The following is a 21,928-nucleotide window of genomic DNA, read 5'->3' as shown; positions in this document are numbered from 1 at the left end:
TCCCGGAAGAATAGTATAATACAGGAAGTTAATATGCTGGGAACGAAAGGGGGAAGGTTTGTGAAAATCTCGGAATTAAGCCCAATCCATTTAAATGAGGATGATGTCTCCAAGCTGCTTTATGATGGGATTGAGGATAATCTGCAAAAAGGAGATTTAATTTTTGTGCCTGGAAGCAGCAAAGCAGCAGAATATCGATTGCCTGAAGCTGTCAGGCTTTATCAGGAAGGAAGGGCAAAAAAGCTGCTTTTCTCTGGCGGAGTAAAATGGCCGGGCAATGAAATGACTGAAGCAGAAATGTTAATGAAAAAAGCAATCTTGTACGGAATTCCTTCAAATGACCTGTTCATTGAAAATAGATCTCTTCATACTAAAGAAAATGTTCTTGCCTCTATGCTGGTTATGGACCGGATGTGCGGGCTGGAGAACATCGATAATATCATCCTTGTGACTGCTCCATTTCACATGAGAAGGCTGCACTTGACTTTTAAGACATATATGCCCCATTGGATTCACTGCTCTCTAGTCTGTTCTGATGATGGTTCAACCGGGATAAAGCAATGGAAGCAGCATCCCTACGGGAGAAAAAGAGCGTTTGATGAAGCTGTGAAAATAATTGATTACGTAAAAAAGGGCATTCTGATGGATCAGGATATTTAATGACAAGAAAAATCCCCGCCAGTATCCAATTGGCAGGGATTCTTTTAAAATGTATTATAAATATTCTCGCATTCTTCCGCTGTAGGCTCGTAAAAGCAATGCAGCTTAAATCTTCCGGCTATGGGCTGATTGTACCATGTAGGCGGACATTCGCCAGGCGGCCGGAAATACCATAGTGCAAATTTGGATGGCCAGATCCGCTCACCCCGTACAGCCCTTCGCGCGAGCCTTTTTTCCACTTCCCTTGCCCTCTGATAAAAATAGCCTTTCTGGACAGCTTCAAAAGCATGAGGCTGGTAAATCATTTGCGGTATGGTGCGAATTCCTTTGAAATCAGAACAATTGCCCCTGATTCGGTTAATCCCTACATTTCCCACCATTAACATGCCCTGCTGGCCTTCTCCTTCAGCCTCAGCCCGAAGAAGGCGGGCAAGCAAATCGATATCCTGTTCACGTGCCTTCACAACTGCCATTCTGTTTCACCACCGTCTCTCTAATTTTAGATAGGCTGATATAGGGTATGCATAAAGGAGAGGGATGTGCTTTTAACAAGGAAAAAGCTCCGGCAGATGCTGGAGCTTTTAGTTGGCATAAAAATTTTCCGTATAATAAGGCTGTGATTTTGAATTAAAAGCGACACCGACACCTAAAAATTCATAATCCGCACGCAGAATATTTTTGCGGTGGCCAAGTGAGTTCATTAAACCTTCATGAGCAAAAATACTGCTGAATTGACCGGATGCAAGGTTTTCCCCGGCGACCATAAATGAAACTTCATCCGCCTGCATTCTATCAAAAGGGGAGAGGCCCTGCAGGTTGGTATGATCAAAATAATTGTTCTCTGCCATATCGCTGCTGTGCTTACGCGCCGTTTCCTTAACAGTATCATCCCATTCCAGAATGGACACTCCATGATTTACTCTCTCAGCATTGGTAATATCAAAAAGCTGCAATTCAAACCCTTTCTTTAAAGCACTGCTGCTATTCGCATAAAAGGAATCTTTTTGCTCTTCAAGGGATTTACTGATTATTTGAATGGATGTGACCGTATTGTCACGATGTTTATCATAAAAAATGGTTACGTAATTCCCGTCAAGTTCGTATAAGTCATAGTCACGATTCTGTTCAAGCTGAAAGATGACAAAGTCTTTTCTCATTCTGTCCAGCGGCTTTCCAAGCTGCTGAGATACGGATGACTTTGGAGTCCCATAGGCAATATCTTTTGTTGAAGAAATCAGATCCTGATTTGTATAGATGCCCGCTGCTTTTTCCTGCTTGTTATACGCGACCATTACGAAATTTTGATAGTGATCATGATAGGCATGCCAGTCTGTTCCATATTCATTTGCTGAGATACGATTGGAGGGACCGAGATTTCTTTCGATTTCCGCCTTATCATCACCTATTTCTATGTTATGAATAGAAAAAGTTTGTTCCTCAGGAGCTTTCAAAACAGGTTTTTCGGCTTTATCCTCAGTAGAAAGATTTTTTCCCCCGGTATATTGCCCGATTGTCAGGAGAAATTGATCTGTCCAATTTTGGGCCTCTTCCATCACGCCGGAAAGTATCTCCTGCAGGTCCTTATTGTCTTTAAGAAGCTGTATATCCGTTTTTATATTATCCATTAAAGTTCCTGACTTAGAATTATCTGCTGATTTCTCATCCGGCTGTGAAAAGGCGAAACCGAGAAATAACAGAATAAATATAAATAAAAACTTCCTCAAATAATCTCCTCCCATACACCTTTAAACCCAATATCAAAGGTATGCCCTTTCATTATAAGATTTAAAAATCCGGAAATGCAAAATATTGCGGCCTTCCTTTTTTTTCTACCCTGTTTGCCTGTCTCTTTAACCGTGATTCGATATTTTCCGTTTTTAAAAGAAAAGTTTGGGTAACATAATTATAAAAATGTACAGATAAGCTGCAAAGGGGGAAGCATTTTGAAACTAACACCGGAACAAAGAATTGAGCTGCATGGGTTTAATAATCTGACGAAATCACTCAGCTTTAATATGTATGATATCTGTTATACGAGGACAAGGGAAGAGCGTGAAGCCTATATTGATTATATTGATGAGGAATACAGTGCGGAGCGGCTCACAAAAATATTAACGAATGTTTCCGATATTATTGGTGCACATGTCCTGAATGTGGCACAGCAGGATTATGTGCCTCAGGGTGCAAGTGTAACTGTTCTTGTATCTGAAGGCCCTGTAGTAGAGGTACCGGCTGAATCTTATGATGAATCTCCAGGTCCGCTGCCGGATAATGTAGTCATGCAGCTGGATAAAAGCCATATTACCGTTCATACTTATCCTGAATATCATCCTGACGAAGGAATCAGCACATTCAGGGCTGATATAGATGTATCCACCTGCGGAGAAATTTCCCCGCTAAAAGCCCTTAATTACCTGATCCATTCCTTTGATACTGACATAATGACCATAGATTACAGAGTCAGGGGATTTACACGGGATAAGGACGGAAAGAAACTCTATATTGACCATGATATCAGTTCGATTCAAAATTATATTCCTGATGAAGCAAAAGAAGATTTTGATATGATCGACGTAAATATTTATCAGGCACACACCTTTCATACAAAATGTAAAATAAGGGACTTTGATTTAGATAATTATTTATTTGGTTACACGAAGGATAAGCTTGATCCCAAAGAGGCTGAAGAGATTACTGAGCGGCTTACAACAGAGATGGACGAGATTTTTTACGGGAAAAATATTAAACCCGGTTCAATATCAGAGTGAACGTAAAGGCTCCCAATCAGGGAGTCTTTTGTCATAATACCCAAAAATCAGGAAATGATAAAGTGAAACTTCAATCAGTGGGGGTGTTCCTTATCCCCCACTGATTGTTAGTCGCGTTCTAGGGTCGCTAATCTCCGCTAGCGCTTCGATCAATCGACACTACGAACCCGATTGGTTCAACTAAGCCTCTGCCTGCGCGTCGGCAAGTTTCACTGTATCTCACCAATCGGGCCTTTACGGGCAGTTTGACCCCCACTTATCCTCCTTTGATTCCTAAGAGTCTTGAAGCGGGGGTCTTACTGCCCGTTAGACGCGATAAAGAATAACAATAATTAGGGGGATTTGGGATGGAAGAAAACAAGGTTCATTTGACATCAGGTGAAATGGCAGTTTTATGGACGGGTTATCAAAATGACAGCATGTCATTGCCCCTTTTGGATTATTTTGTTAAGACCGTGGAAGATATTGAAATAAAACCTGTCATTGAATTCGCCCGTCAATTATCGGACGGGCATATCAAGTTTTTGACTGATTTTTTCCAAAATGAAAAGTTTCCAATACCAAGAGGCTTTTCATCTAATGACGTTAACCTCAATGCTCAAAAGTTATACACAGATACATTTATGCTGGAATTTATTATGCAGATGGCCAAATCCGGTCTTGTTGCGTATGGCAGCTCTTTGGGCATGTGTGCCAGGAAAGATATTAGAGCATACTTTATTAAATGCATCGATCAAACAGTCGAATTGTTTGAAAAAGCAACGGATATAGCCTTGGAAAAGGGGACTTATCTGAGAAGACCGTTCTTAGATCTTCCGGCGGAAACAGATATGATTGATGATAAAAGCTATCTAAGCGGGTTAAATCCTTTAAAGAAGCCGCGGCCATTAAATGCGATTGAGATTGCACATTTATCCTTTAATGTGGAAACCAACATGATGGGAACCATGCTGGCTCTAAGCTTTTCACAGGCTGCAAAATCAAAAGAGATTATCAGCTATATGGAGCGTGGTAGGGACATTTCAAAAAAACATGTGAAGGTTCTTAGTGCAAAATTGCTGGACAATGATATACAAGCCCCTAATTCCGCTGATTATGCTGTGAAGGGCACTGATGAATCACCATTCTCAGAACGCCTGATGATGCAGCTAATGGCGTTTCTGAGTACATTGGGATCAGGGAACTATGCAGCAGCAGCTTCCGCAAGCCAAAGAAGTGATTTAATCCTGAATTATGAACGTCTTTCTCTTGAGATTGCCCAGTTTGCCAAGGACGGAGCAGACATTATGATCAATCAGAAGTGGCTGGAACAGCCGCCGGGTTCACCCAACCGGAAAGCCCTGGCCAGAAGGCAAAGCTAGAACCAGGGGAATGCGTCTCTCCTGGTTCTTTTCATAGGTCAAAATATACACCTGTCCTATTTCCAGAACTTCCACCATTTTTTTTCGGGTTCCTGTGCGGCAGCCGCGCTTCGGAAGGAGACAATCATATCCTGAAAAACATCTTCCCGCTGCTTTACTTCATGCCAATATTGCTCCCGCTCTTTATTTATGGTTTCAATATAAATTTCCCTGTCCGTATTTAACGTTTCGATCAGCGAGCTGATCTCGGTGCTGGTCACTTCAGCAGAAGAGGAAATGTAATGGATCATGGTTTTGAACTCTTCAGAAGACGCTTCCGAGGATTCAGTCAGTTTGTTTGTCAAATGATGAATTTGATCGGAAGTACGCTTCGAACTCTTCGCAACCCTTTTCGAAAGAGTTCCGAACGCTTCGGAAGTATCTTCTGAAGTCTGCTCAATCCTCGCTGTCAGTGTTTCAATTTCCGCTTTGGTTTTTTCGCCTGATTTATAGATTGAATCCGACAAGCTTTTAACGGTATGCAAAGATCCTTTGCTAATCTCTTTTTTCACTTCTTCTAAAACTTCCTTTCGAACGCCATTGCGAATTTCATTTTTGACATCTGTAAGTAAACTGTCCCTGAAATTTTCCATCAAAGCCATGAACTGTTCAGCACCCATGACTGGCTCTTGTTCTTTATGTAAGGCTGTTTCAGGTTCTATTGCCGCCAAAGCAGTTTCATTTTCAGTTGAACCTGTTTCAGAAGCATAGTCCATATGTTTTTGCATTAATTCCCGGATCATTTCCTTGCTCAGGTTTTTGTCGCGCATTTGCTTCACTTTATCAAGCAATGCAATTTCATGGTCAGTATAAAAACGGGCTCCCTGTTTGGACCTGGGAATCAGCAAAAGTCCGTTCAAATCCTTTTCCCATTGCCTTAAGGTCCCGGGAGGCACATTCAGCATTTTGGAAACCTCTTTAATTGTATAAGCTTTCATATATTGCGTATCCATTTTAACTCAGCCCTTTCCAAAATAGATTCTGAATCATTCGGAAGCGGGTTCCGAATCATTTTCTAATTAACCTATTCAGCATGATATCCCTCCTTTTCCTGCCGCATGACAAAACCTATCAAAACAAGACGATATTCATCAGAAAAAAGCAAAAAACCGCCATTTTGACAAAAATCCTAAAAAATTTGCCAATCATCAGCCGGTTTGTCATATCCAGGCGGGTATGTCACAATGGTAGGGAAGTTTAGCAAACTGGAATATTATGAAAACAGCGAAAAGAAGGAGCATGATCAATTGGGCAATAGAATTATCTCAATGTCTATAGCAGCCGGGGTTGGATTGTCTCTGACTGTGGGAAGCATAAAGATGGGGAGCAAAGAACACTCAAAGGAAAAGGAAGTTCACTATACAGCTGTTCCGCATGCGGAGGCAAAGCATGAACCGCCAGTGAAGCAGGAAGTCCAGAAGCAATCGGTGCTTCTGGATGTGCCATTGTACAACCAAATGGATCATCCGCGTTTATATAATGGATGTGAGATAACCAGTTTGGCAATGATTATAAGCTATGAAGGCATTAAAGTATCAAAAAATGAGTTAGCACAGGAAATTAACCGGGTGCCGCTCAGGTATAGCGGAGGTGAATACGGGAATCCAAATGACGGCTTTGTCGGCAATATGGAGGATGGTCCAGGACTCGGCGTTTATGAGGGGCCGATTTTCGAACTCGCGAAAAAGTACTTTCCTGACCGGGCGGAGAATCTGACTGGCAAGCCGTTTGATGTGCTGCTTGAAAAAGTTGCGAAAGGGTCGCCGGTCTGGATTATTACAACGGCAAGCCTGTCACCCGCAGCATCATTTAGAACCTGGAATACACCGGGCGGACCGGTCGATGTGACCTTCCAGATGCATAGTGTGGCGATAACCGGATATGATGAGGAACATATCTATATTAACGATCCGTATGGCACAAAAAATAAAAAGGTGCCTAAACAGCAGTTTATAGAAGCCTGGGAGCTAATGGGGTCACAGGCTGTTGTCATTAACTAGCTTAATAGCAAAAGAAGGGGCTGCAGCTTGCAGTCCCTTCTTTATTCGCTAGATGATCCAAATCTCTTAAACTTCAAAAAGAGCCATTTTAAAAACGGCGGCACCACAAAGAAGATAAAGAATAAGCGAAAAAGCTGATACCCTGTTACGATGGCAAGGTCAGCCCCGGTTTCATGGGCGATGATGGCCATTTGGTCCATCCCTCCCGGTGCAAGGCTCAGTAATCCGGTGGCAGGGGAAAGATGAAATACGTGTATAACCAAAAAACTAAGCAGCACCGAACATACTATGAGAAGCAGTCCGCTCAAGGCAGCCAGTGAAATCGTTTTAACCTTATTGGCCAGCTTTTCAGGCTTCATCATCATGCCGATGTGCGCCCCGATTAATAGCTGTGATAAATCCAAAACAGACGGGGGGAGCTGAGGCCCATTTATGCCGGAAATGACAAGGGCAGCTGTTCCCATTATTGGACCGAGAAGGTATGCGGTCGGAAGCTTCAGGCGTTTACTTAGGATAATGCCGGCAAAGGAAACAAGAGCAAAAAGAAAAATATCAGGGAATAAATCCCTCCATAAAGGAACAGCGGCTGTAAATTCAGAACTGACTTCCATGTTCATCCATGGTCCGAAAACCAGAACAGGGATAATGAAGATAATCATAATCAGCCTTGCGACCTGCATAAAGGTAACGACTGTGATATCGATTCCTTTGACTTCCTCTGCCAGAAGAATCATTTGTGAAAGACCTCCCGGAATACTTCCAATCAGCACTGTTGGATAGTCGATGTCCATTAATTTCGCAATGAGAAGGGCGGAAAGTGCACTAAAGAGAATCAGGCAAACCGTAATTAGAAAAATAAAAGGCAGCTTCTGGAGGATAAGCAAAACCGCTTCCTTTGTAAAAGAAAGGCCGATGCTGTAGCCGACGATAATAATCCCGGCATCGCGTAATCCGGCTGGCCAATAAAACGGAATCCGGCTGAGCCGGCTTCCAATCATTACGGCCGTCAATGCACCAAGCAAAAAGGCGACCGGAATATGCAATAAAGAAAATAACCCTGCACCCAATACAGCAGCAGAAAAGGTGATGAAAATATTTTTTTTCACGAAAAAACCTCTTTTTATTTAGTTTACCTAAAGATATTAATACCATATGTGAATAATGAATGAATTACAAGTTTTATGTAATGGTATGTTTTCATACATTTATAAAAGAGCCGGGTATAATAGAAGGGGGACTATCCATGCCGGAAAAACTAAGTCATCTGGTTTTCATCTTATCGTTTATATGCCTTGGTTTATTTTTGCTGCTGGGTTTTTCGCCTCTGTATGATCTTTACCTGCACAATATAGGGAATCGTCCATTTTCAATCCTTCTCTTCCTGACAGTCCTTGTCTTCCTCGTGAGTGTCATTGTCTTAAAGAAAGTCCAAAACTGGCAAGCCGGCTTTCATGTCTTATTTTCCATTATCCTTACCCTGTTTCTTTCATCAGTCCTAGCGATTATTGTATTCTTTGGGAGCCAATCCAGGTAAAAGTATAGAGCCTGAACCATTATAAGTACAAGCTCATCCATTGGGTCCCGCCCAATATTATTTATTCACTTTTTTCCTGATTAAATAAAACCACATCAATGCATAGGTTAAGAACAAAAGGAACAAAAATAATAAGACAGACAAATCGTTCTGAATAAACATTCCAGTACACCTCACTTATGTATGCATTTACTTTAGGCTGTCAAATGGAACCGGAAATAATAAGGAGAAAATCACTGCAGCAGGCAGAGAATATTGTATTTTCCATAGCCACCAATTAATAAAGCCGCAAGCAAATTAAATCCAACAAGCATCAGATACATCACCAATGATATTTAATATATACAGGTTTCCATTTTCAAAAAATATTCACCTGTAAAGCACCGTCTTTGAAGGAAAGCTGTGTTGACTATATAATGGCTTTATTGTGTTAATAGAAGAAAGGGAGAGGATCATGACAGAATCAAAAATTCCACCGCAGATCAAATTAATCGCTCTGGATATGGATGGAACTTTATTAAATTCCAAAGGGGAAATTCCTGAAAAGAACCGTGCTGCCATAAGGAAGGCAAAGGAGAAAGGAATCGAAGTCATTTTAAGCACCGGGAGGTCAAGGCTTACAGCAGGCGAACATGCAGATTCTTTGGAATTGAACTCTTATTTGATCACGGTCAACGGCAGTGAAATATTTGGTCCTGGCGGAGAATTAATCACAAGGACTCCTGTTGATTCTAAAGTAATGGAATGGATGTGGAATTTATCCCAGTCACATAAGACCAATTTCTGGGCAACCAGCTGCGAACAGGTTTGGATGAATGAAATGCCTGAAAATATTCATGACCATAAATGGCTTAAATTTGGATTTGATATATCAGATGATGAGATCAGGGAACTTATTCATAAAGAGCTTCGAACAAAAGGGGACCTGGAAATTACAAATTCCAGCTTAACGAATATTGAGGTAAATGCTCTGGGCATCAATAAAGCCAGAGGCATCCAGAAGGTAACTGAGATTCTTGGCATTTCGATGGAAAATGTAATGGCAATGGGAGACAGCTTAAATGATATTGCCATGATAGAGGAATCTGGCTGGGGTGTGGCAATGGGAAATGCCCAGGATATTGTGAAAGAAACAGCCAATGCTGTTACGGGAACTAATGATGAAGCTGGTGTTGCACAAGCAATCCGAAAGTGGGCTATTTAAAGAATCAAAACCGGCAATCATGCCGGTTTTTGGTTTATTCCGATATTTTTTTGTCAATTAGAATGGTTTCTTCCAGTGCTATTTCCACATTTCCTTTAATCGCCCTGGAAATCATACAGGATGCTTCAGCTTTTTGTGCCAGCTTTCGCGCAAGTGAATGATCCTTTTCGGTCGCGTCAGCCTTTAACAAGATAAGAGGGCGATGAATAATTTTTCTATACGTAATCACTCCTTTGGTTACATCCACAATTCCAATTGATTCCATCATAAGGTCTTCTTTTTCGAGTTTGCTTCGTTCCATCATGGCTGCCAGGGTAATGATATAACAAGTTGCTGCAGCCCCAAGCAGCATTTCATCCGGATTTGTTCCGATTCCGGGACCTTCCATTTCTGGGGGAATGGAAACCTTTGTTTTCAGCCCTCCAGTCTTAATTTCTCCAACATCATTACGAAGTCCAGGCCAATGTGCTTTTAAATGGAATTGGTGTTCAGCCATTCTTTGATTCCTCCAAGTTATGTATTTCTATTTAAACCTTATAGAGGAACAGGCAGAATTGCAAGACTTTACAGATTTAACGTTTCAGGCTAAGATGAAATCAGCTAACTTAATAGTTTTACTGCTAGGGGTGCCCGATGCTCGCGGGCTGAGAAAGAAACCGGACTGTTTTTTACCCTTCGGACCTGATCTGGATCATACCAGCGTAGGAAAGTAGTAATTGCGGGGAACGATGTTCTTTCTCTCAGATTATTCAGCCAGGTCCAATTTCGGATCTGGTTTTTATTTTGTTCTCAAAAACAAATGAGTTGGCTATCAATAAGGAGGATTTTCTATGAATCTTAACGATCAAATTGTCATTATTACAGGCAGCAGCAGAGGGCTGGGCAAAGAAACAGCAAAAGCATTCGCGAGGGAAGGGGCGAGAGTTGTCATTAACTATTTCCATAGCGAGGAAAAAGCACATGCTCTGCAGAAGGAAATTGGCGAAAAAGCCATTGCCATTCGTGCTGATATCCGGGACAGTTTCCAAGTGAAATCCATGTTTCAAAAGGCGAAGGAACACTTTGAAGCCCCCATTACAACCATAGTCAATAATGCACTGGTGAACTTTCAATTTGACCCTGTTTCAAAAAAAGATGCAGAAACAATTAAATGGGAGGATTACAAAAACCATCTCGAAGGTGCGATTCTTGGGGCTTTAAACACAGTCCAGGCTGGTCTGGAAGATATGAAAAAACAGGAGTTTGGCAGGATAATCTCGGTTGGGACCAATCTATTCCAGAATCCAGTTGTACCCTACCATGACTATACGACCAGCAAAGCTGCTTTATTAGGCTTCACCAGGAATATGGCGAATGAGCTGGGCCAATATGGGATTACTGCAAATATGGTATCAGGTGGATTGTTAAGAACGACAGACGCCAGTGCTTCGACATCCAAGGAAGTCTTTGAAATTATCGAAAACTCAACTCCATTAAAAAAAGTCACAGATCCTGCAGAAGTGGCTGATGCCATAGTCTTCTTCGCTTCTCCCTGGGCAAGGGCGGTTACAGGACAGAATTTGGTTGTGGATGGCGGACTAGTTATGAATTAAAGGAGGAATTAATGTGAACATTCAGGAGATTAGCAGTCTATTGGAAAAACTCAGAGATTCAAATCCTCTGGTACATAATATCACCAATGTGGTAGTAACCAACTTTACGGCAAATGGCCTGCTGGCAATTGGGGCATCACCAGTGATGGCATATGCACATGAAGAGGCAGCTGACATGGCTAAAATAGCTGGCGCATTGGTTCTTAATATGGGAACACTGACTGAAAAAGAAGTAAAAAGTATGCTCATAGCGGGTAAGTCAGCAAATCAGCATGGAGTGCCGGTCATTTTTGACCCTGTTGGTGTCGGTGCGACGGCCTATCGCACAGAAACAGCTAAAAGACTATTAGAAGAATTAGATATTACCATCATAAGAGGCAATGCAGCAGAAATTGCCAACGCAGCAGGACAGAAATGGAGTATAAAGGGCGTAGATGCAACAGAAGCAGCAGGGAACATTTCTGAGCTTGCTAAGTCGGCAGCGAAAAAACTTGGTGCAGTCACTGTTATCACAGGAAAACAGGATATCGTTTCAGATGGAAGATCCACTTTTGCCATTAACAATGGCCATCCTCTTCTAACGAAAGTAACGGGTGCGGGATGTCTTCTTACTTCAATAATAGGAGCTTTCACTGCGGTTGAAAAAGATCCTGTAAAAGCGGCAGCAGCTTCATTGGTCGTTTATGGAACTGCCGCAGAAATCGCAGCAGAAAAATCGGATGGCAAAGGCCCAGGCACTTTCCAAATCGAGCTTTTGAATAGTTTATATAACATTTCTCCTGCAGAGGTTGAAGCATATGGATCTTTTGAAAAAACGATCGGATAGGAGGCTTTTAAATGAAAGTGAATAAAGCTTTAACCATAGCGGGTTCAGATAGCGGCGGCGGCGCGGGAATTCAGGCAGACTTAAAAACATTTCAGGAACTCGGTGTTTTCGGCATGTCTGCTTTGACTGCGGTTACCGCTCAAAACACCAAGGGCGTTCAGGGAGTTTATCCAATGACAGCAGAGGCAGTGTCTGCTCAAATTCAGTCGATAGGTGAGGACCTCAGACCTGACGCTGTAAAGACAGGAATGCTTTTTAGTGCAGATATAATCGAGAGTGTTTCCAATGAAATCGTGAGATGCGGATGGAAAAATGTGGTCATAGATCCGGTGATGATTGCAAAGGGAGGAGCAAGTCTTCTTCAGAATGAAGCGATATTAGCGATGAAGAAGCGTCTTATTCCGCTCTCTATGGTGATTACCCCGAATATTCCAGAGGCAGAGGTTTTAACGGACATAAGGATTCGTTCACTGGAGAATAAAAGAGAAGCAGCAAAAAAACTGCATTACCTTGGAGCAAAAAATGTCATCATAAAAGGCGGCCATGACGAAGCAAAGGACATTGCAGCAGACCTTCTATTTGACGGAGAAAGTTTTTCGGAATTTAAGAGCAGCAGAATACAAACCGCCAATACACATGGAACAGGCTGCACGTTTTCGGCTGCCATCACCGCTGGCCTCGCAGACGGTCTTTCTGTGCCAGAGGCTGTTGATCGCGCGAAAAAATTCATCCAGGCCGCCATTGAATTTGACTTGGGAATTGGCAGCGGTCATGGTCCTACCAATCACTGGGCGTTCAATAGAAAGAAGAAGGAGACTGAAGTATATGGCTGTTAATCCGCAGGCAATGAGAAACTTATTAAAAGTATACTTTATCATGGGCAGCACCAATTGCCATCAGGATCCTGAAAAAGTCCTTCAATCAGCCATCAAAGGAGGAATTACGTTATTTCAATTCCGTGAAAAAGGAGCAGGATGCCTTCATGGCAAAGAAAAGGAATCGCTCGCAAAAAAGCTTCAAGCAATCTGCAAAGAGAGCAGTATCCCTTTTATTGTAAATGATGATATTGAATTGGCACTTAAAATAAATGCAGATGGTGTTCATATAGGCCAGGACGATGAAGCAGCTGATGCGGTCCGAAGGAAAATTGGCAGCAAAATCCTGGGAGTCTCCGTGCACAGCATGCAGGAAGCGGAAACAGCGATCCGTCAAGGCGCAGATTACATTGGCATAGGGCCTATTTATCCGACATCCACAAAGGCAGATGCCAAAGCAGTACAGGGACTTACTTTTTTGACAGAATTAAGATCTGCCGACATCCAAATTCCTGTTGTAGGAATAGGCGGAATTACTTCTGAAAATGCATCTCCCATAATTGAGGCAGGAGCAGACGGTGTTTCTGTCATTTCTGCAATCAGCCAGGCGGATTCACCAGAAAAAGCAGCCGCCAAGTTATATGATTCAGTAAATAGAATAATGAGAAATGCCCACTAATTTGGGCATTTTTTATTGTATAGACGTTTGAAATTCTAAGGTTTATCCCAATCTATTGAGGGTAGCTCACTACAAACAATAGAAACAGAGGGATGAACAATTGAAAAAGTGGATGGAATCAGGTCTTTACATTCAAATGGCAGCCGTATTGCTGGTCGTCTATTACGGGTTCATTTCAGGTCTTGTAGCTGCGGAGACCAAAATGACTGAATACGAAGGGGAAATAGATGAGAAATATCGTCTGACTTCGGTTGATAATTACTTAAGCAACTTCAGCACCCATGAAGAATATTGGATACGGCTGGATAATGGCAAATCCTTTGAGCTGACGGCATCATTATATGAAAGTATTAAGCGGGGTGAAAAGATCAAATTAGTGCAGATGAATGCCGGTACCATGATATTCAGGCAATAAAGCAACGCTTATAAAAATAGGCTGCATTTTCTTGTGGATTGCCGTTCCTGTTACAGGACTTTAACTGTGCAAGTATTGAATTTCCATGGTAATGTTGTATTCAGACAGATTTTTTAACATAAGGAGATATAATAGCAATGAAACTCTTTTCATGGAATGTGAATGGCATAAGGGCATGTGTGAAAAAAGGATTTATGGATTACTTCAAAGAAGTGGATGCAGACATATTTTGCATTCAGGAATCCAAACTGCAGGAAGGACAGATTGAGCTCATACTGGAAGGCTATCACCAATACTGGAATTATGCGATAAAAAAAGGATATTCCGGTACAGCTGTATTTACAAAAAAAGAGCCGCTCTCTGTCCGCTATGGATTGGGCGATGACGAAACAGAACCTGAAGGCAGGATTCTCACGCTTGAGTATGAAGGCTTTTATCTTGTTAATGTCTATACTCCGAATTCACAGCGTGATCTGGCCCGGCTTCCATACCGCCTTGAGTGGGAAGAGCGGATCCGGGAGTATTTACTTGGCCTGGATGAGATTAAGCCTGTGATCATGTGCGGGGACTTAAACGTGGCTCATTTCGATATAGATTTAAAAAATGCAAAATCCAACAGGGGCAACTCAGGCTTTACTGATGAAGAACGTGGAAAAATGACCAGACTGCTGGATTCCGGGTTTGTAGATGCATTCCGCTATAAATATCCTGATGCTGAGGGAGCTTATACCTGGTGGTCATATATGGCCAAGGTTAGAGAGCGGAATATCGGCTGGCGGATTGATTATTTTATCGTGTCCGAAAAGCTAAAAGAAAGAATACTAGATTCACAGATTCACTGCGACATTATGGGCAGCGATCATTGCCCGGTAGCGCTTGAATTGGAAATGTAAAGCGAAACCCCTGCGGAGATGAAGGGGTTTTGTTTTAGTAAAAAAGGCAATAATTGAATTAACATAATAATAAAGGATTGGTAAAATGAACAAAACAGAGATGCTGAAGCTTTTTGTTCTTATTGAAAGAATCTATCCCTCATTTCGGATTAAAAACGAAATCGTTCATTATTATTTTGATTATTGCCTTGATTTCGACTATGAAATGGCTTTGAACTATATTAAAGGACATATTAGGAGAAGTCCTTATCCGCCATCAATCAGCCATATTGCATCCATGTGCTCATTGCATTCTTTATCAGCTGAAATATCAGACAGCAGGAAATGGGAAAAAGAATATGTCCTTGCTGATCATGTGTCTTGATATCTATTTTCATCTATTATTATGGAAAAGCTGATTTTATTTTGTTATAATGCCAGTAAATCTAATAAAAAGGTTTTCTAGGGTTCCGCAGCTGCAGCTGGCCTGGTCCGAGAGAAAACTCATAGCTTTTATGGCTATGCCACGGAGGGATAAAAGCCTGGGAGATACTGATCATCAGATATCTTCCGGGCTTTTTTCTTTTTCCGGGAATACTATTCGTTTAAAAGGGGCTGATTTCATGCAGTGGCTAAAGGTATTTATTGCTGCATTTTTTGAAGTGTTTTGGGTAATTGGCTTAAAGCATGCGGATGATCCATTATCATGGGCAGGGACCATCCTATGCATAGCAGTCAGTTTTTATTTGATGATCATGGCTGGCAAGGTCCTGCCTGTGGGAACGGTTTATGCTGTCTTTGTTGGCATGGGCACCGCCGGGACAGTCCTATCTGAAATTATATTTTTCGGAGAGCCCTTGAAATTATCTAAAATCATTCTTGTCCTTATTTTATTACTAGGTGTACTTGGCTTAAAGCTGGTGACAAACGAAGACGAATCAAAAGGAGCTGAAAGTTCATGAGCTGGCTGTATCTGATTCTTGCTGGGGTTTTTGAGATGACAGGTGTCACCATGATAAACAGCCTGCACCAAAAACGGAACTGGCAATCCTTACTTTTGCTTGTTGGCGCCTTTGGTGCCAGCTTCTGGTTCCTTGCGCTGGCCATGAAAGAACTGCCGATGGGGACAGCTTATGCGGTCTGGACTGGAATTGGTGCTGCCGGAGGATCCATTCTTGGCATGATTCTGTACGGAGAGCCCAAAGATGCCAAAAGGATATTCTTTATTGCAATGGTATTAAGTGCTGCAATCGGACTTAAACTTGTGTCTTAGATATGAAACCCGGTCACACCAAAAAACGATCTCAATCAATATCTCATAGCAGTTCACCAACATTCTATAGTAAAAAAACAGCAGTTTGTTCATATTAAAAAGGACATGAAAAAGAGGTGACTGCTATGAATTTTGATTACACAGTTAAATCAGAGAAATCCATTGAAGAAGCAATTACCGCATTGGAAACACATTTAAAAGATGAAAAGTTTGGTGTACTTTGGACTTTTGATATTAAAGAGAAGCTGGAGGAGAAGGGCTTTCATCTGGATGAAGAATTTAAGGTCCTTGAAGTCTGCAATCCCCAGGAGGCGGAGAGAGTACTGAAAGAAGATAAAATCGTTGGCTATTTTCTCCCCTGTAAAATCGTTGTATATAAAGAAAGCGGCAAAACAAAGATAGGATTGCCAAGGCCAAGTGTGTTAATAAGTATGATGGAAAGTCAGAACCTTAAAGAAATGGCATCAGATATTGAGAAGCGCCTGATTGCCTGCCTGGATAAATCCGTTTAAGCCGTTTCCTTAAAAAATATCCTTCCTTCCAAAGACAAACAGTTAATAATGCTGTTTGTTTTTCTTTTTATACTTTACAATAGAATGTGAATTCTAAATTTTGCGAAGGTGAGTCAATGGATACAAAATTAATTTTAATCGAAGGCCTGCCGGGTTCAGGCAAATCGACTACGGCAAGATTGGCCTATGAAGTGCTTAAGCAAAAAGGCATCGAAGCAGAAGTATACTTCGAAGGTGATCTCAGCCACCCGGCAGATTTTGAAAGTGTCGCTTACTTTACTAATGATGAGTGGCAGCTCTTATTAGAAGAATTTAGCCCTTTTAGAGAGCAAATTTCAGAGAAAAGCATTTCAGAAGATAATGGCTTTTTGCTGCCTTATAAAAAACTGGGATCAGATCTTCCAGATGCATTTTATGAAAAAGCATTTAAACATGATATCTATGAGCTGCCATTGGAGCAAAATATTAAACTCATCACTCAAAAGTGGGCAAGATTCGCCAGGCAAGCTGAAAACACCAATAAAGTTCATATTTTTGAATGCTGTTTTATACAGAATCCCGTTACGGTCGGGATGATTAAATATGGGGCTTCCCAAACAAAGATATTGGACTATGTTTTAGCGCTGGAACATTCGGTGAAAAAGCTTAATCCGATGCTAATTTATATCAACCAGGATAACATTGGATACTCCTTTAAAAAAGCTATTAAAGAACGGCCGAAAAGCTGGTCAGAGGGTTTTATCAATTACTATACCCAGCAAGGATATGGAAAGCAGAATCAGTTAAGCGGGGAAGAAGGTACAATAAAGGTTTTAAAAGCAAGAAGGCAGGCTGAAGAAGAAATCCTGAAAAAACTGACTATCCGAAAGACTGTAATCAATAACTCTGCATATGATGAGCGTTCCCACAAAATCACTTTAGAAAATTCCCTGATCAATTACCCTGTAAGGAAAGGAAATGATTAAATGACATATCAGGAAAATTGTCCTTTTTGCAGTCCCCACAAGGATCCACACCAGAATATCATTTTTGAAAACAGCACTTGCTATTTTCTTCAGCACGATAAAGAACAGGACGTTTTGGAGGGCTGCGGGGTCATTGTGCCAAAAGCACATCATTCAGATGCCTTTCACTTAACGGCTGAAGAGTGGAAGGATACATATAAACTTCTTCAAAAAGCGAAGGATTATTTGGATAAAAAGTATGCACCGGATGGGTATACTCTTGGATGGAATGTCGGTGAAGCTTCAAACCAATCCATTCTTCACAGCCATCTGCACGTCATACCCAGATATAATGATGAACCACACGCAGGAAAAGGGCTCAGGCATTGGCTGAAGCAGCCTGATAATAAAAGAGGCGCAGTGAATAAATAAAAAAACACACAGCGGGACTGTGTGTTTTTTCAAGTTACTGTATTTTCGGCGGATTGCTCTTGACTTCAAGTACATCCAGAAGAAACACAAACACCGGTATACCGACAATCAATCCCCAGACACCGAAGAAATGCTCTGAGAAAATCAGTACGATGAACGTATAAAATACAGGCAAATCTGTTTTGGAAGACATAAGCTTAGGATTTAAAATATAAGCTTCAATCGCATGGATCACCATAATCACAAGGACAATATAAAACACCTGAATGAAGCCGCCGAGAGAATAGGCGATTGTACATAAAGGAACCATGGAAATAATCACACCTGCCACTGGAATTAGCCCAAGCAGGAAAATAAGTATGGACAAGCCCATCAGGTGAGGAAAGTCCATTATCCAAAGGGCAAGTGTAGTCAGGATGCAATTCACTGTGGCAATGACCACTTGAGCTTCAATGACCTTTCCAAATGTTTGCACAAATTTACTTCCAAAGTAGGAAATCTCATTATAAAAGGGAGCCATTTTGCTGTATTTGAACTTTAAAGTAAACTCTGTCAGTTTAGGCTTTTCAAGCAGGAAGAACAAACTAAGGATAAGGGACAGCAATACTTGAACCGCAATATGGCTAATATCTGAGAAATATTGCAGCAGGAACGCAAAGCCCTGTTCAAGATACTTCGTAATTTCATTTCTTTCAAGCATTTGCACAATGTATGTGATGACAATATTGTCATGCTTCTGGGTATAAAAGCCTTCAACCTGCTTAAACAGCTGTGAAATTTCAGTAACTATTAAAGGAAGGTACTTAATAACCCCGATAGAAAGCAGGCCGATAATGCCTATATAAAGGGTTACGACTGTCAGTTTTCTATTCAGTTTAAATCTTGAAAGGACCAGTTTCACGAGCCTATCCATCAGGAAGGAAAAAATAAAAGTAATCAGGATTAAATTAATCATGCTTCTCGACAGGTAAAGAGCCAGAACTATAATTCCAAAAATGACGAATCTTTTAAAGCCGTTATTATTAAAAAGTGATTTAATCGTTTCCAATTCCATTCCTCCACACTTTAGTAGGTTTCTTCACGGTTCCATTAAATGCGGAGATAATTACTCTGAAACATGTAGGGTGTCATGTATTCGCTGCTTCTATGGAATGCAGCAGATGTAAGAGTCTGAAAATACATCTGCTGTGATATAAAATTGGTTGTCTTTGCGGTTGTTTTTGCTGCAGTTACCAATGTGCTGCAAAAAACAGGGTTTTTCAGGGCCGGTGAATCGATTACAATGGCATCTCTTCCCGAGTCACTGAAATCAATCGGCTCCTGGCTTTGCTGCACTGCAGGAATCAAACCGGATAAAATCAGAAAAATGCTGATAAATATGTGAGCCAACTTGTTCATCCTCTTATTATCAATATATTTATTATTTTATAATACTTTTACATTTAATTATATATCTATTTACATTTGAAACAAAAAAATTCAGCCCAGAGAAAGGATGATGGTATTTGAATAGCAAATACGCAGTCATTACCGGATGTTCAAGCGGATTTGGCGTATTAATGGCAATTGAGCTGGCAAAGAATGATTTTCAAGTTCTTGCAACAATGAGGAACTTGGATAAAAGCAAAATATTAATGGAGAAAGCTGATAAAGAGGGAGTACTTGCTCAGATTTCCATTCGCGAATTGGATGTCACTTCATCAGCTTCTATTGAAAATTTAAAAAGCCAGCTGGCACAATTTCCTTCGGTTGATGTTTTAATCAATAATGCAGGCTACGCAGGAGCGGGATTTGCAGAAGAAATACCACTGAATGAGTATAGAGAACAGTTTGAAACAAATGTCTTTGGAACGATTGCCGTGACTCAGGCAGTTCTGCCATTTATGCGGGAAAAGGGATCGGGAACCATCATAAATATAAGCTCCATCAGCGGAAGAGTAGGTTTTCCGGGCTTATCGCCATATGCCGCTTCAAAATTTGCGGTAGAAGGCTGGAGTGAATCACTTAGGCTTGAAGTCAAGCCGTTTGGAGTAAATGTGGTGCTGATTGAACCAGGGTCTTTCAGGACAGGCATTTGGACAACAGGGAAAAAAATATCGGAGCCCTCTTTGAAAAGAGACTCGCCTTATTACCCATATATGATAAAAATACAGAGGTACCTTGATAAAGGGGAGCCCTTTTATGAAGATCCAGTAATCGTTGCGAAAAAAGCAGTGGACATTATTAGGGAAAAAGAACCTGCACTCAGATACCCCGTAGGAAAGGGTGTCCGAACAAGAATTCGCCTGAAACACCTTCTGAGCTGGAAAACGTGGGAGAAAGTTATATTCAAAACACTTTATAAAGATTAATTGATAAACAAATATCCGGTAATGATCAATCCGACGATAAAAAAGGCAAAAGTTCCAGCAAGAAATGGATTGAGATTTATGAAAAAATCTGCTCTTTCTTCTTCATTCATATGAGTCATCATATTTAATTTTGAATCGGCAATTACATTATTGGTCCAGGCATCGCCCTGAGAAAAAGTAAATAAGCTTAATGCAAATAGAATGAAGCTGCTGTAGGCAAGGGTATCAAGAAGAGGAAAGTTGAGAAAAAATGACACAGCGGCTGCTAAAATGGATTCTAAAATAAAAAATAATAATGCCCAGATCCAAAACTTTCTTTGTATCCCCATAGGAGGACCTCCTTATTTCATTTTCTTTTTTATACCGAACAAAGGGTAAAAAGGTTTCAAAATTTTCCTTTTTTTCTTCTTTTTTCTTAAGTCCCCAATCTCTGATTAATTTTCTTGCATCTAGAGAAAATAAGAAAACTAATCTTTGATCGTCTGGGGGAGTAGGAATGAAAAAGGGAATGAAAAAATATTCTATTACGCTGTTATCATTCATAGCCCTGCTGCTTGTCTGGAACCAGACGGAAGCTGAAGTATCCGGACCGCCAACCATCCATCTGCGCCTGTTGGAAACCACTGATTTGCACGGAAACATGATTGGTTATGATTACGATGACCGCAGGAAAACAGTGGAGTTTGGGCTTTCCAGGACGGCCAGCCTGATTAAACAGGCAAGAAATGAGTCTCCTAACTCCCTTCTCTTTGATAATGGGGACATTCTTGAAGGCAATGGACTCGATGAATATGCCTATAGAAGCCATCCGCTTGACATGGCTAATGTCCATCCTGTTTTCAAGGCTATGAACACGTTGCTTTATGATGCTGCAACAGTAGGAAATCATGAATTTAATTACGGAATTGATTTTATGGAAGAAAGCATAAGGGGCGCCAATTTTCCTTATGTGAATGCAAATATCTATGTGGAAGACAGCAATCAGCTAGAGGAAGATGACCTCAATTATTTTAACCCCTACACCATCATCGAGAAAGAAGTGACAGATACAGCTGGAGAAAAGCATAAGTTGAATGTCGGAGTCATTGGCTTTATTACTCCCATTGTTGAGGAGTGGAATAAAGAGTATTTTCGCGGGAACCTAAAAGTGAAAAACATAAAAGAAACGGCCGAGCACTTTATTCCTGTTATGAAAAGCAAAGGGGCGGATATCATTGTTGCCCTTGCACATACAGGCCTCCAATCCGATAAAGGGCTGGAGGAGAAAAAGGGCAATTCAGTTCAAGCACTCAGCAAAGTTAATGGAATAGATGCTATTTTATTCGGACACAGTCATTCTGTTTTTCCTGTAAAGGATGAGCTGCAAAAGGTGCCTGGAATTGACTTGAAGACAGGAACCATAAATGGAACAGCTGCAGTTCAGGCTGGATACTGGGGCAATCATCTCGGTCTCATCGATTTAAAAATAGTCTATGAGGATGGAGAATGGAAAGTAAAAAGCAGTCTAGCCTCCATCAGGCCTATTTACCGGACTATCAAAAATAAGAAGAAAGAAGTCATCCCGGCTGACCCGTTAATAGAGCAGATTATGAAAAAAGATCATCAGGATGCCCTTGATTTTTTAAAACACAAAAAGTAAAAGGCGCCAAAA

The 21,928-nt window shown here is 41.1% G+C and carries 28 protein-coding genes and 2 riboswitches; of the genes, 20 read left to right on the top strand and 8 right to left on the bottom strand.

The annotated features are described in order from the left end of the window. The first annotated feature begins 60 nt into the window (after positions 1-60). On the top strand, positions 61-660 hold the full coding sequence (locus tag PBF_RS15865; RefSeq protein ID WP_035330940.1) for a YdcF family protein: 600 nt from the start codon (positions 61-63) through the stop codon (positions 658-660). 44 nt (positions 661-704) lie between these two features. On the opposite strand, the gene PBF_RS15860 is transcribed toward PBF_RS15865, so the two are convergent. Continuing rightward, the gene (locus PBF_RS15860) at positions 705-1,133 is read right to left on the bottom strand and encodes a cell wall hydrolase (protein ID WP_035330914.1); all 429 of its coding nucleotides are present in this window, start codon (positions 1,131-1,133) and stop codon (positions 705-707) included. A 108-nt stretch (positions 1,134-1,241) separates the two neighbouring features. After that, the gene (locus PBF_RS15855; protein WP_343299444.1) at positions 1,242-2,384 is read right to left on the bottom strand and encodes a CAP domain-containing protein; all 1,143 of its coding nucleotides are present in this window, start codon (positions 2,382-2,384) and stop codon (positions 1,242-1,244) included. A 219-nt stretch (positions 2,385-2,603) separates the two neighbouring features. Between PBF_RS15855 and speD the strand changes: the two genes are divergently transcribed. Further along, positions 2,604-3,428 carry an adenosylmethionine decarboxylase gene (speD, locus tag PBF_RS15850; RefSeq protein WP_035330912.1) on the top strand — a complete coding sequence of 275 codons (825 nt, stop codon included), beginning with the start codon at positions 2,604-2,606 and terminating at the stop codon, positions 3,426-3,428. A 347-nt stretch (positions 3,429-3,775) separates the two neighbouring features. Then, positions 3,776-4,789 (top strand): DUF3231 family protein, encoded by a 1,014-nt coding sequence (locus PBF_RS15845; RefSeq protein WP_035330911.1) that lies wholly within the window; start codon positions 3,776-3,778, stop codon positions 4,787-4,789. 56 nt (positions 4,790-4,845) lie between these two features. Here PBF_RS15845 and PBF_RS15840 read toward each other — a convergent pair whose 3' ends face one another. Continuing rightward, positions 4,846-5,766, bottom strand: a complete 921-nt coding sequence (locus PBF_RS15840; RefSeq protein WP_235192273.1) for a MerR family transcriptional regulator — start codon at positions 5,764-5,766, stop codon at positions 4,846-4,848. A gap of 309 nt (positions 5,767-6,075) precedes the next feature. Between PBF_RS15840 and PBF_RS15835 the strand changes: the two genes are divergently transcribed. Next, entirely contained in the window at positions 6,076-6,828 is a 753-nt protein-coding gene (locus PBF_RS15835) for a C39 family peptidase (RefSeq protein ID WP_035330939.1), read from the top strand. 41 nt (positions 6,829-6,869) lie between these two features. Here PBF_RS15835 and PBF_RS15830 read toward each other — a convergent pair whose 3' ends face one another. After that, positions 6,870-7,934: an AbrB family transcriptional regulator gene (locus PBF_RS15830; RefSeq protein ID WP_035330909.1), complete on the bottom strand. Its 1,065-nt coding sequence runs from the start codon at positions 7,932-7,934 to the stop codon at positions 6,870-6,872. Positions 7,935-8,071: 137 nt separating this feature from the next. Between PBF_RS15830 and PBF_RS15825 the strand changes: the two genes are divergently transcribed. Then, positions 8,072-8,362, top strand: coding sequence for a hypothetical protein (locus tag PBF_RS15825; RefSeq protein ID WP_035330908.1), 291 nt, complete (start codon positions 8,072-8,074; stop codon positions 8,360-8,362). A gap of 454 nt (positions 8,363-8,816) precedes the next feature. After that, complete coding sequence (locus PBF_RS15820; protein WP_035330907.1) at positions 8,817-9,566, top strand: Cof-type HAD-IIB family hydrolase; 750 nt, start codon at positions 8,817-8,819, stop codon at positions 9,564-9,566. Between the two features lie 34 nt (positions 9,567-9,600). Here PBF_RS15820 and PBF_RS15815 read toward each other — a convergent pair whose 3' ends face one another. Next, on the bottom strand, positions 9,601-10,062 hold the full coding sequence (locus PBF_RS15815) for an OsmC family protein (protein WP_035330906.1): 462 nt from the start codon (positions 10,060-10,062) through the stop codon (positions 9,601-9,603). Positions 10,063-10,178: 116 nt separating this feature from the next. Continuing rightward, a riboswitch (TPP riboswitch) is annotated at positions 10,179-10,291 on the top strand. Between the two features lie 105 nt (positions 10,292-10,396). On the opposite strand from PBF_RS15815, the gene PBF_RS15810 reads away from it, so the two are divergent. The 12 genes from PBF_RS15810 (at position 10,397) to PBF_RS15755 (ending at position 17,926) form a co-directional block, all read left to right on the top strand. Next, positions 10,397-11,158 carry a 3-oxoacyl-ACP reductase gene (locus PBF_RS15810; RefSeq protein WP_035330905.1) on the top strand — a complete coding sequence of 254 codons (762 nt, stop codon included), beginning with the start codon at positions 10,397-10,399 and terminating at the stop codon, positions 11,156-11,158. Between the two features lie 13 nt (positions 11,159-11,171). Further along, positions 11,172-11,984, top strand: a complete 813-nt coding sequence (thiM, locus tag PBF_RS15805; RefSeq protein ID WP_035330904.1) for a hydroxyethylthiazole kinase — start codon at positions 11,172-11,174, stop codon at positions 11,982-11,984. A gap of 11 nt (positions 11,985-11,995) precedes the next feature. Next, complete coding sequence (gene thiD / locus PBF_RS15800) at positions 11,996-12,820, top strand: bifunctional hydroxymethylpyrimidine kinase/phosphomethylpyrimidine kinase (RefSeq protein WP_035330903.1); 825 nt, start codon at positions 11,996-11,998, stop codon at positions 12,818-12,820. Then, positions 12,810-13,478, top strand: coding sequence for a thiamine phosphate synthase (gene thiE, locus PBF_RS15795; RefSeq protein WP_035330902.1), 669 nt, complete (start codon positions 12,810-12,812; stop codon positions 13,476-13,478). The genes thiD and thiE overlap by 11 nt, the downstream gene beginning before the upstream one ends. Before the next feature lie 100 nt (positions 13,479-13,578). Continuing rightward, on the top strand, positions 13,579-13,893 hold the full coding sequence (locus tag PBF_RS15790; RefSeq protein ID WP_035330901.1) for a hypothetical protein: 315 nt from the start codon (positions 13,579-13,581) through the stop codon (positions 13,891-13,893). Between the two features lie 137 nt (positions 13,894-14,030). Then, positions 14,031-14,786: an exodeoxyribonuclease III gene (xth, locus tag PBF_RS15785; protein ID WP_035330900.1), complete on the top strand. Its 756-nt coding sequence runs from the start codon at positions 14,031-14,033 to the stop codon at positions 14,784-14,786. A gap of 85 nt (positions 14,787-14,871) precedes the next feature. Then, positions 14,872-15,150 (top strand): hypothetical protein, encoded by a 279-nt coding sequence (locus PBF_RS15780; RefSeq protein WP_035330899.1) that lies wholly within the window; start codon positions 14,872-14,874, stop codon positions 15,148-15,150. Between the two features lie 66 nt (positions 15,151-15,216). Further along, positions 15,217-15,316, top strand: a riboswitch (guanidine-I (ykkC/yxkD leader). Positions 15,317-15,388: 72 nt separating this feature from the next. Next, entirely contained in the window at positions 15,389-15,727 is a 339-nt protein-coding gene (locus tag PBF_RS15775; protein ID WP_035330938.1) for a DMT family transporter, read from the top strand. Further along, entirely contained in the window at positions 15,724-16,038 is a 315-nt protein-coding gene (locus tag PBF_RS15770; RefSeq protein WP_035330898.1) for a DMT family transporter, read from the top strand. The genes PBF_RS15775 and PBF_RS15770 overlap by 4 nt, the downstream gene beginning before the upstream one ends. A gap of 125 nt (positions 16,039-16,163) precedes the next feature. After that, positions 16,164-16,550: a DUF302 domain-containing protein gene (locus PBF_RS15765; protein ID WP_035330897.1), complete on the top strand. Its 387-nt coding sequence runs from the start codon at positions 16,164-16,166 to the stop codon at positions 16,548-16,550. A 116-nt stretch (positions 16,551-16,666) separates the two neighbouring features. After that, complete coding sequence (locus PBF_RS15760) at positions 16,667-17,515, top strand: hypothetical protein (protein ID WP_035330896.1); 849 nt, start codon at positions 16,667-16,669, stop codon at positions 17,513-17,515. Then, positions 17,516-17,926, top strand: coding sequence for an HIT family protein (locus PBF_RS15755; protein WP_035330895.1), 411 nt, complete (start codon positions 17,516-17,518; stop codon positions 17,924-17,926). A gap of 34 nt (positions 17,927-17,960) precedes the next feature. Here PBF_RS15755 and PBF_RS15750 read toward each other — a convergent pair whose 3' ends face one another. Then, positions 17,961-18,974, bottom strand: a complete 1,014-nt coding sequence (locus PBF_RS15750; RefSeq protein WP_035330894.1) for an AI-2E family transporter — start codon at positions 18,972-18,974, stop codon at positions 17,961-17,963. A gap of 41 nt (positions 18,975-19,015) precedes the next feature. After that, positions 19,016-19,315: a hypothetical protein gene (locus PBF_RS15745; protein ID WP_035330893.1), complete on the bottom strand. Its 300-nt coding sequence runs from the start codon at positions 19,313-19,315 to the stop codon at positions 19,016-19,018. Between the two features lie 116 nt (positions 19,316-19,431). On the opposite strand from PBF_RS15745, the gene PBF_RS15740 reads away from it, so the two are divergent. Then, positions 19,432-20,277, top strand: a complete 846-nt coding sequence (locus PBF_RS15740; RefSeq protein ID WP_035330892.1) for an SDR family oxidoreductase — start codon at positions 19,432-19,434, stop codon at positions 20,275-20,277. Here PBF_RS15740 and PBF_RS26820 read toward each other — a convergent pair. Continuing rightward, entirely contained in the window at positions 20,274-20,606 is a 333-nt protein-coding gene (locus PBF_RS26820) for a hypothetical protein (protein WP_235192272.1), read from the bottom strand. The genes PBF_RS15740 and PBF_RS26820 overlap by 4 nt on opposite strands. 167 nt (positions 20,607-20,773) lie before the next feature. Between PBF_RS26820 and PBF_RS15730 the strand changes: the two genes are divergently transcribed. Next, positions 20,774-21,916: a metallophosphoesterase gene (locus PBF_RS15730; RefSeq protein ID WP_035330891.1), complete on the top strand. Its 1,143-nt coding sequence runs from the start codon at positions 20,774-20,776 to the stop codon at positions 21,914-21,916. Positions 21,917-21,928: the final 12 nt, after the last annotated feature.

Source organism: Cytobacillus firmus DS1 (assembly GCF_000565285.1).
Lineage (GTDB): Bacteria > Bacillota > Bacilli > Bacillales > Cytobacillaceae > Cytobacillus > Cytobacillus firmus_A.
This window is presented reverse-complemented; position numbering and strand designations above follow the sequence as displayed.

Excerpts from the sequence above, each read along its gene's own strand:
- PBF_RS15860 (WP_035330914.1), bottom strand. The coding sequence starts at position 1,133 with ATGGCAGTTGTGAAGGCACGTGAACAGGATATCGATTTGCTTGCCCGC.
- PBF_RS15845 (WP_035330911.1), top strand. The coding sequence starts at position 3,776 with ATGGAAGAAAACAAGGTTCATTTGACATCAGGTGAAATGGCAGTTTTA.
- PBF_RS15840 (WP_235192273.1), bottom strand. The coding sequence starts at position 5,766 with ATGAAAGCTTATACAATTAAAGAGGTTTCCAAAATGCTGAATGTGCCT.
- PBF_RS15825 (WP_035330908.1), top strand. The coding sequence starts at position 8,072 with ATGCCGGAAAAACTAAGTCATCTGGTTTTCATCTTATCGTTTATATGC.
- PBF_RS15820 (WP_035330907.1), top strand. The coding sequence starts at position 8,817 with ATGACAGAATCAAAAATTCCACCGCAGATCAAATTAATCGCTCTGGAT.
- PBF_RS15815 (WP_035330906.1), bottom strand. The coding sequence starts at position 10,062 with ATGGCTGAACACCAATTCCATTTAAAAGCACATTGGCCTGGACTTCGT.
- PBF_RS15810 (WP_035330905.1), top strand. The coding sequence starts at position 10,397 with ATGAATCTTAACGATCAAATTGTCATTATTACAGGCAGCAGCAGAGGG.
- thiD (WP_035330903.1), top strand. The coding sequence starts at position 11,996 with ATGAAAGTGAATAAAGCTTTAACCATAGCGGGTTCAGATAGCGGCGGC.
- thiE (WP_035330902.1), top strand. The coding sequence starts at position 12,810 with ATGGCTGTTAATCCGCAGGCAATGAGAAACTTATTAAAAGTATACTTT.
- xth (WP_035330900.1), top strand. The coding sequence starts at position 14,031 with ATGAAACTCTTTTCATGGAATGTGAATGGCATAAGGGCATGTGTGAAA.
- PBF_RS15780 (WP_035330899.1), top strand. The coding sequence starts at position 14,872 with ATGAACAAAACAGAGATGCTGAAGCTTTTTGTTCTTATTGAAAGAATC.
- PBF_RS15775 (WP_035330938.1), top strand. The coding sequence starts at position 15,389 with ATGCAGTGGCTAAAGGTATTTATTGCTGCATTTTTTGAAGTGTTTTGG.
- PBF_RS15770 (WP_035330898.1), top strand. The coding sequence starts at position 15,724 with ATGAGCTGGCTGTATCTGATTCTTGCTGGGGTTTTTGAGATGACAGGT.
- PBF_RS15765 (WP_035330897.1), top strand. The coding sequence starts at position 16,164 with ATGAATTTTGATTACACAGTTAAATCAGAGAAATCCATTGAAGAAGCA.
- PBF_RS15760 (WP_035330896.1), top strand. The coding sequence starts at position 16,667 with ATGGATACAAAATTAATTTTAATCGAAGGCCTGCCGGGTTCAGGCAAA.
- PBF_RS15755 (WP_035330895.1), top strand. The coding sequence starts at position 17,516 with ATGACATATCAGGAAAATTGTCCTTTTTGCAGTCCCCACAAGGATCCA.
- PBF_RS26820 (WP_235192272.1), bottom strand. The coding sequence starts at position 20,606 with ATGGGGATACAAAGAAAGTTTTGGATCTGGGCATTATTATTTTTTATT.
- PBF_RS15730 (WP_035330891.1), top strand. The coding sequence starts at position 20,774 with ATGAAAAAGGGAATGAAAAAATATTCTATTACGCTGTTATCATTCATA.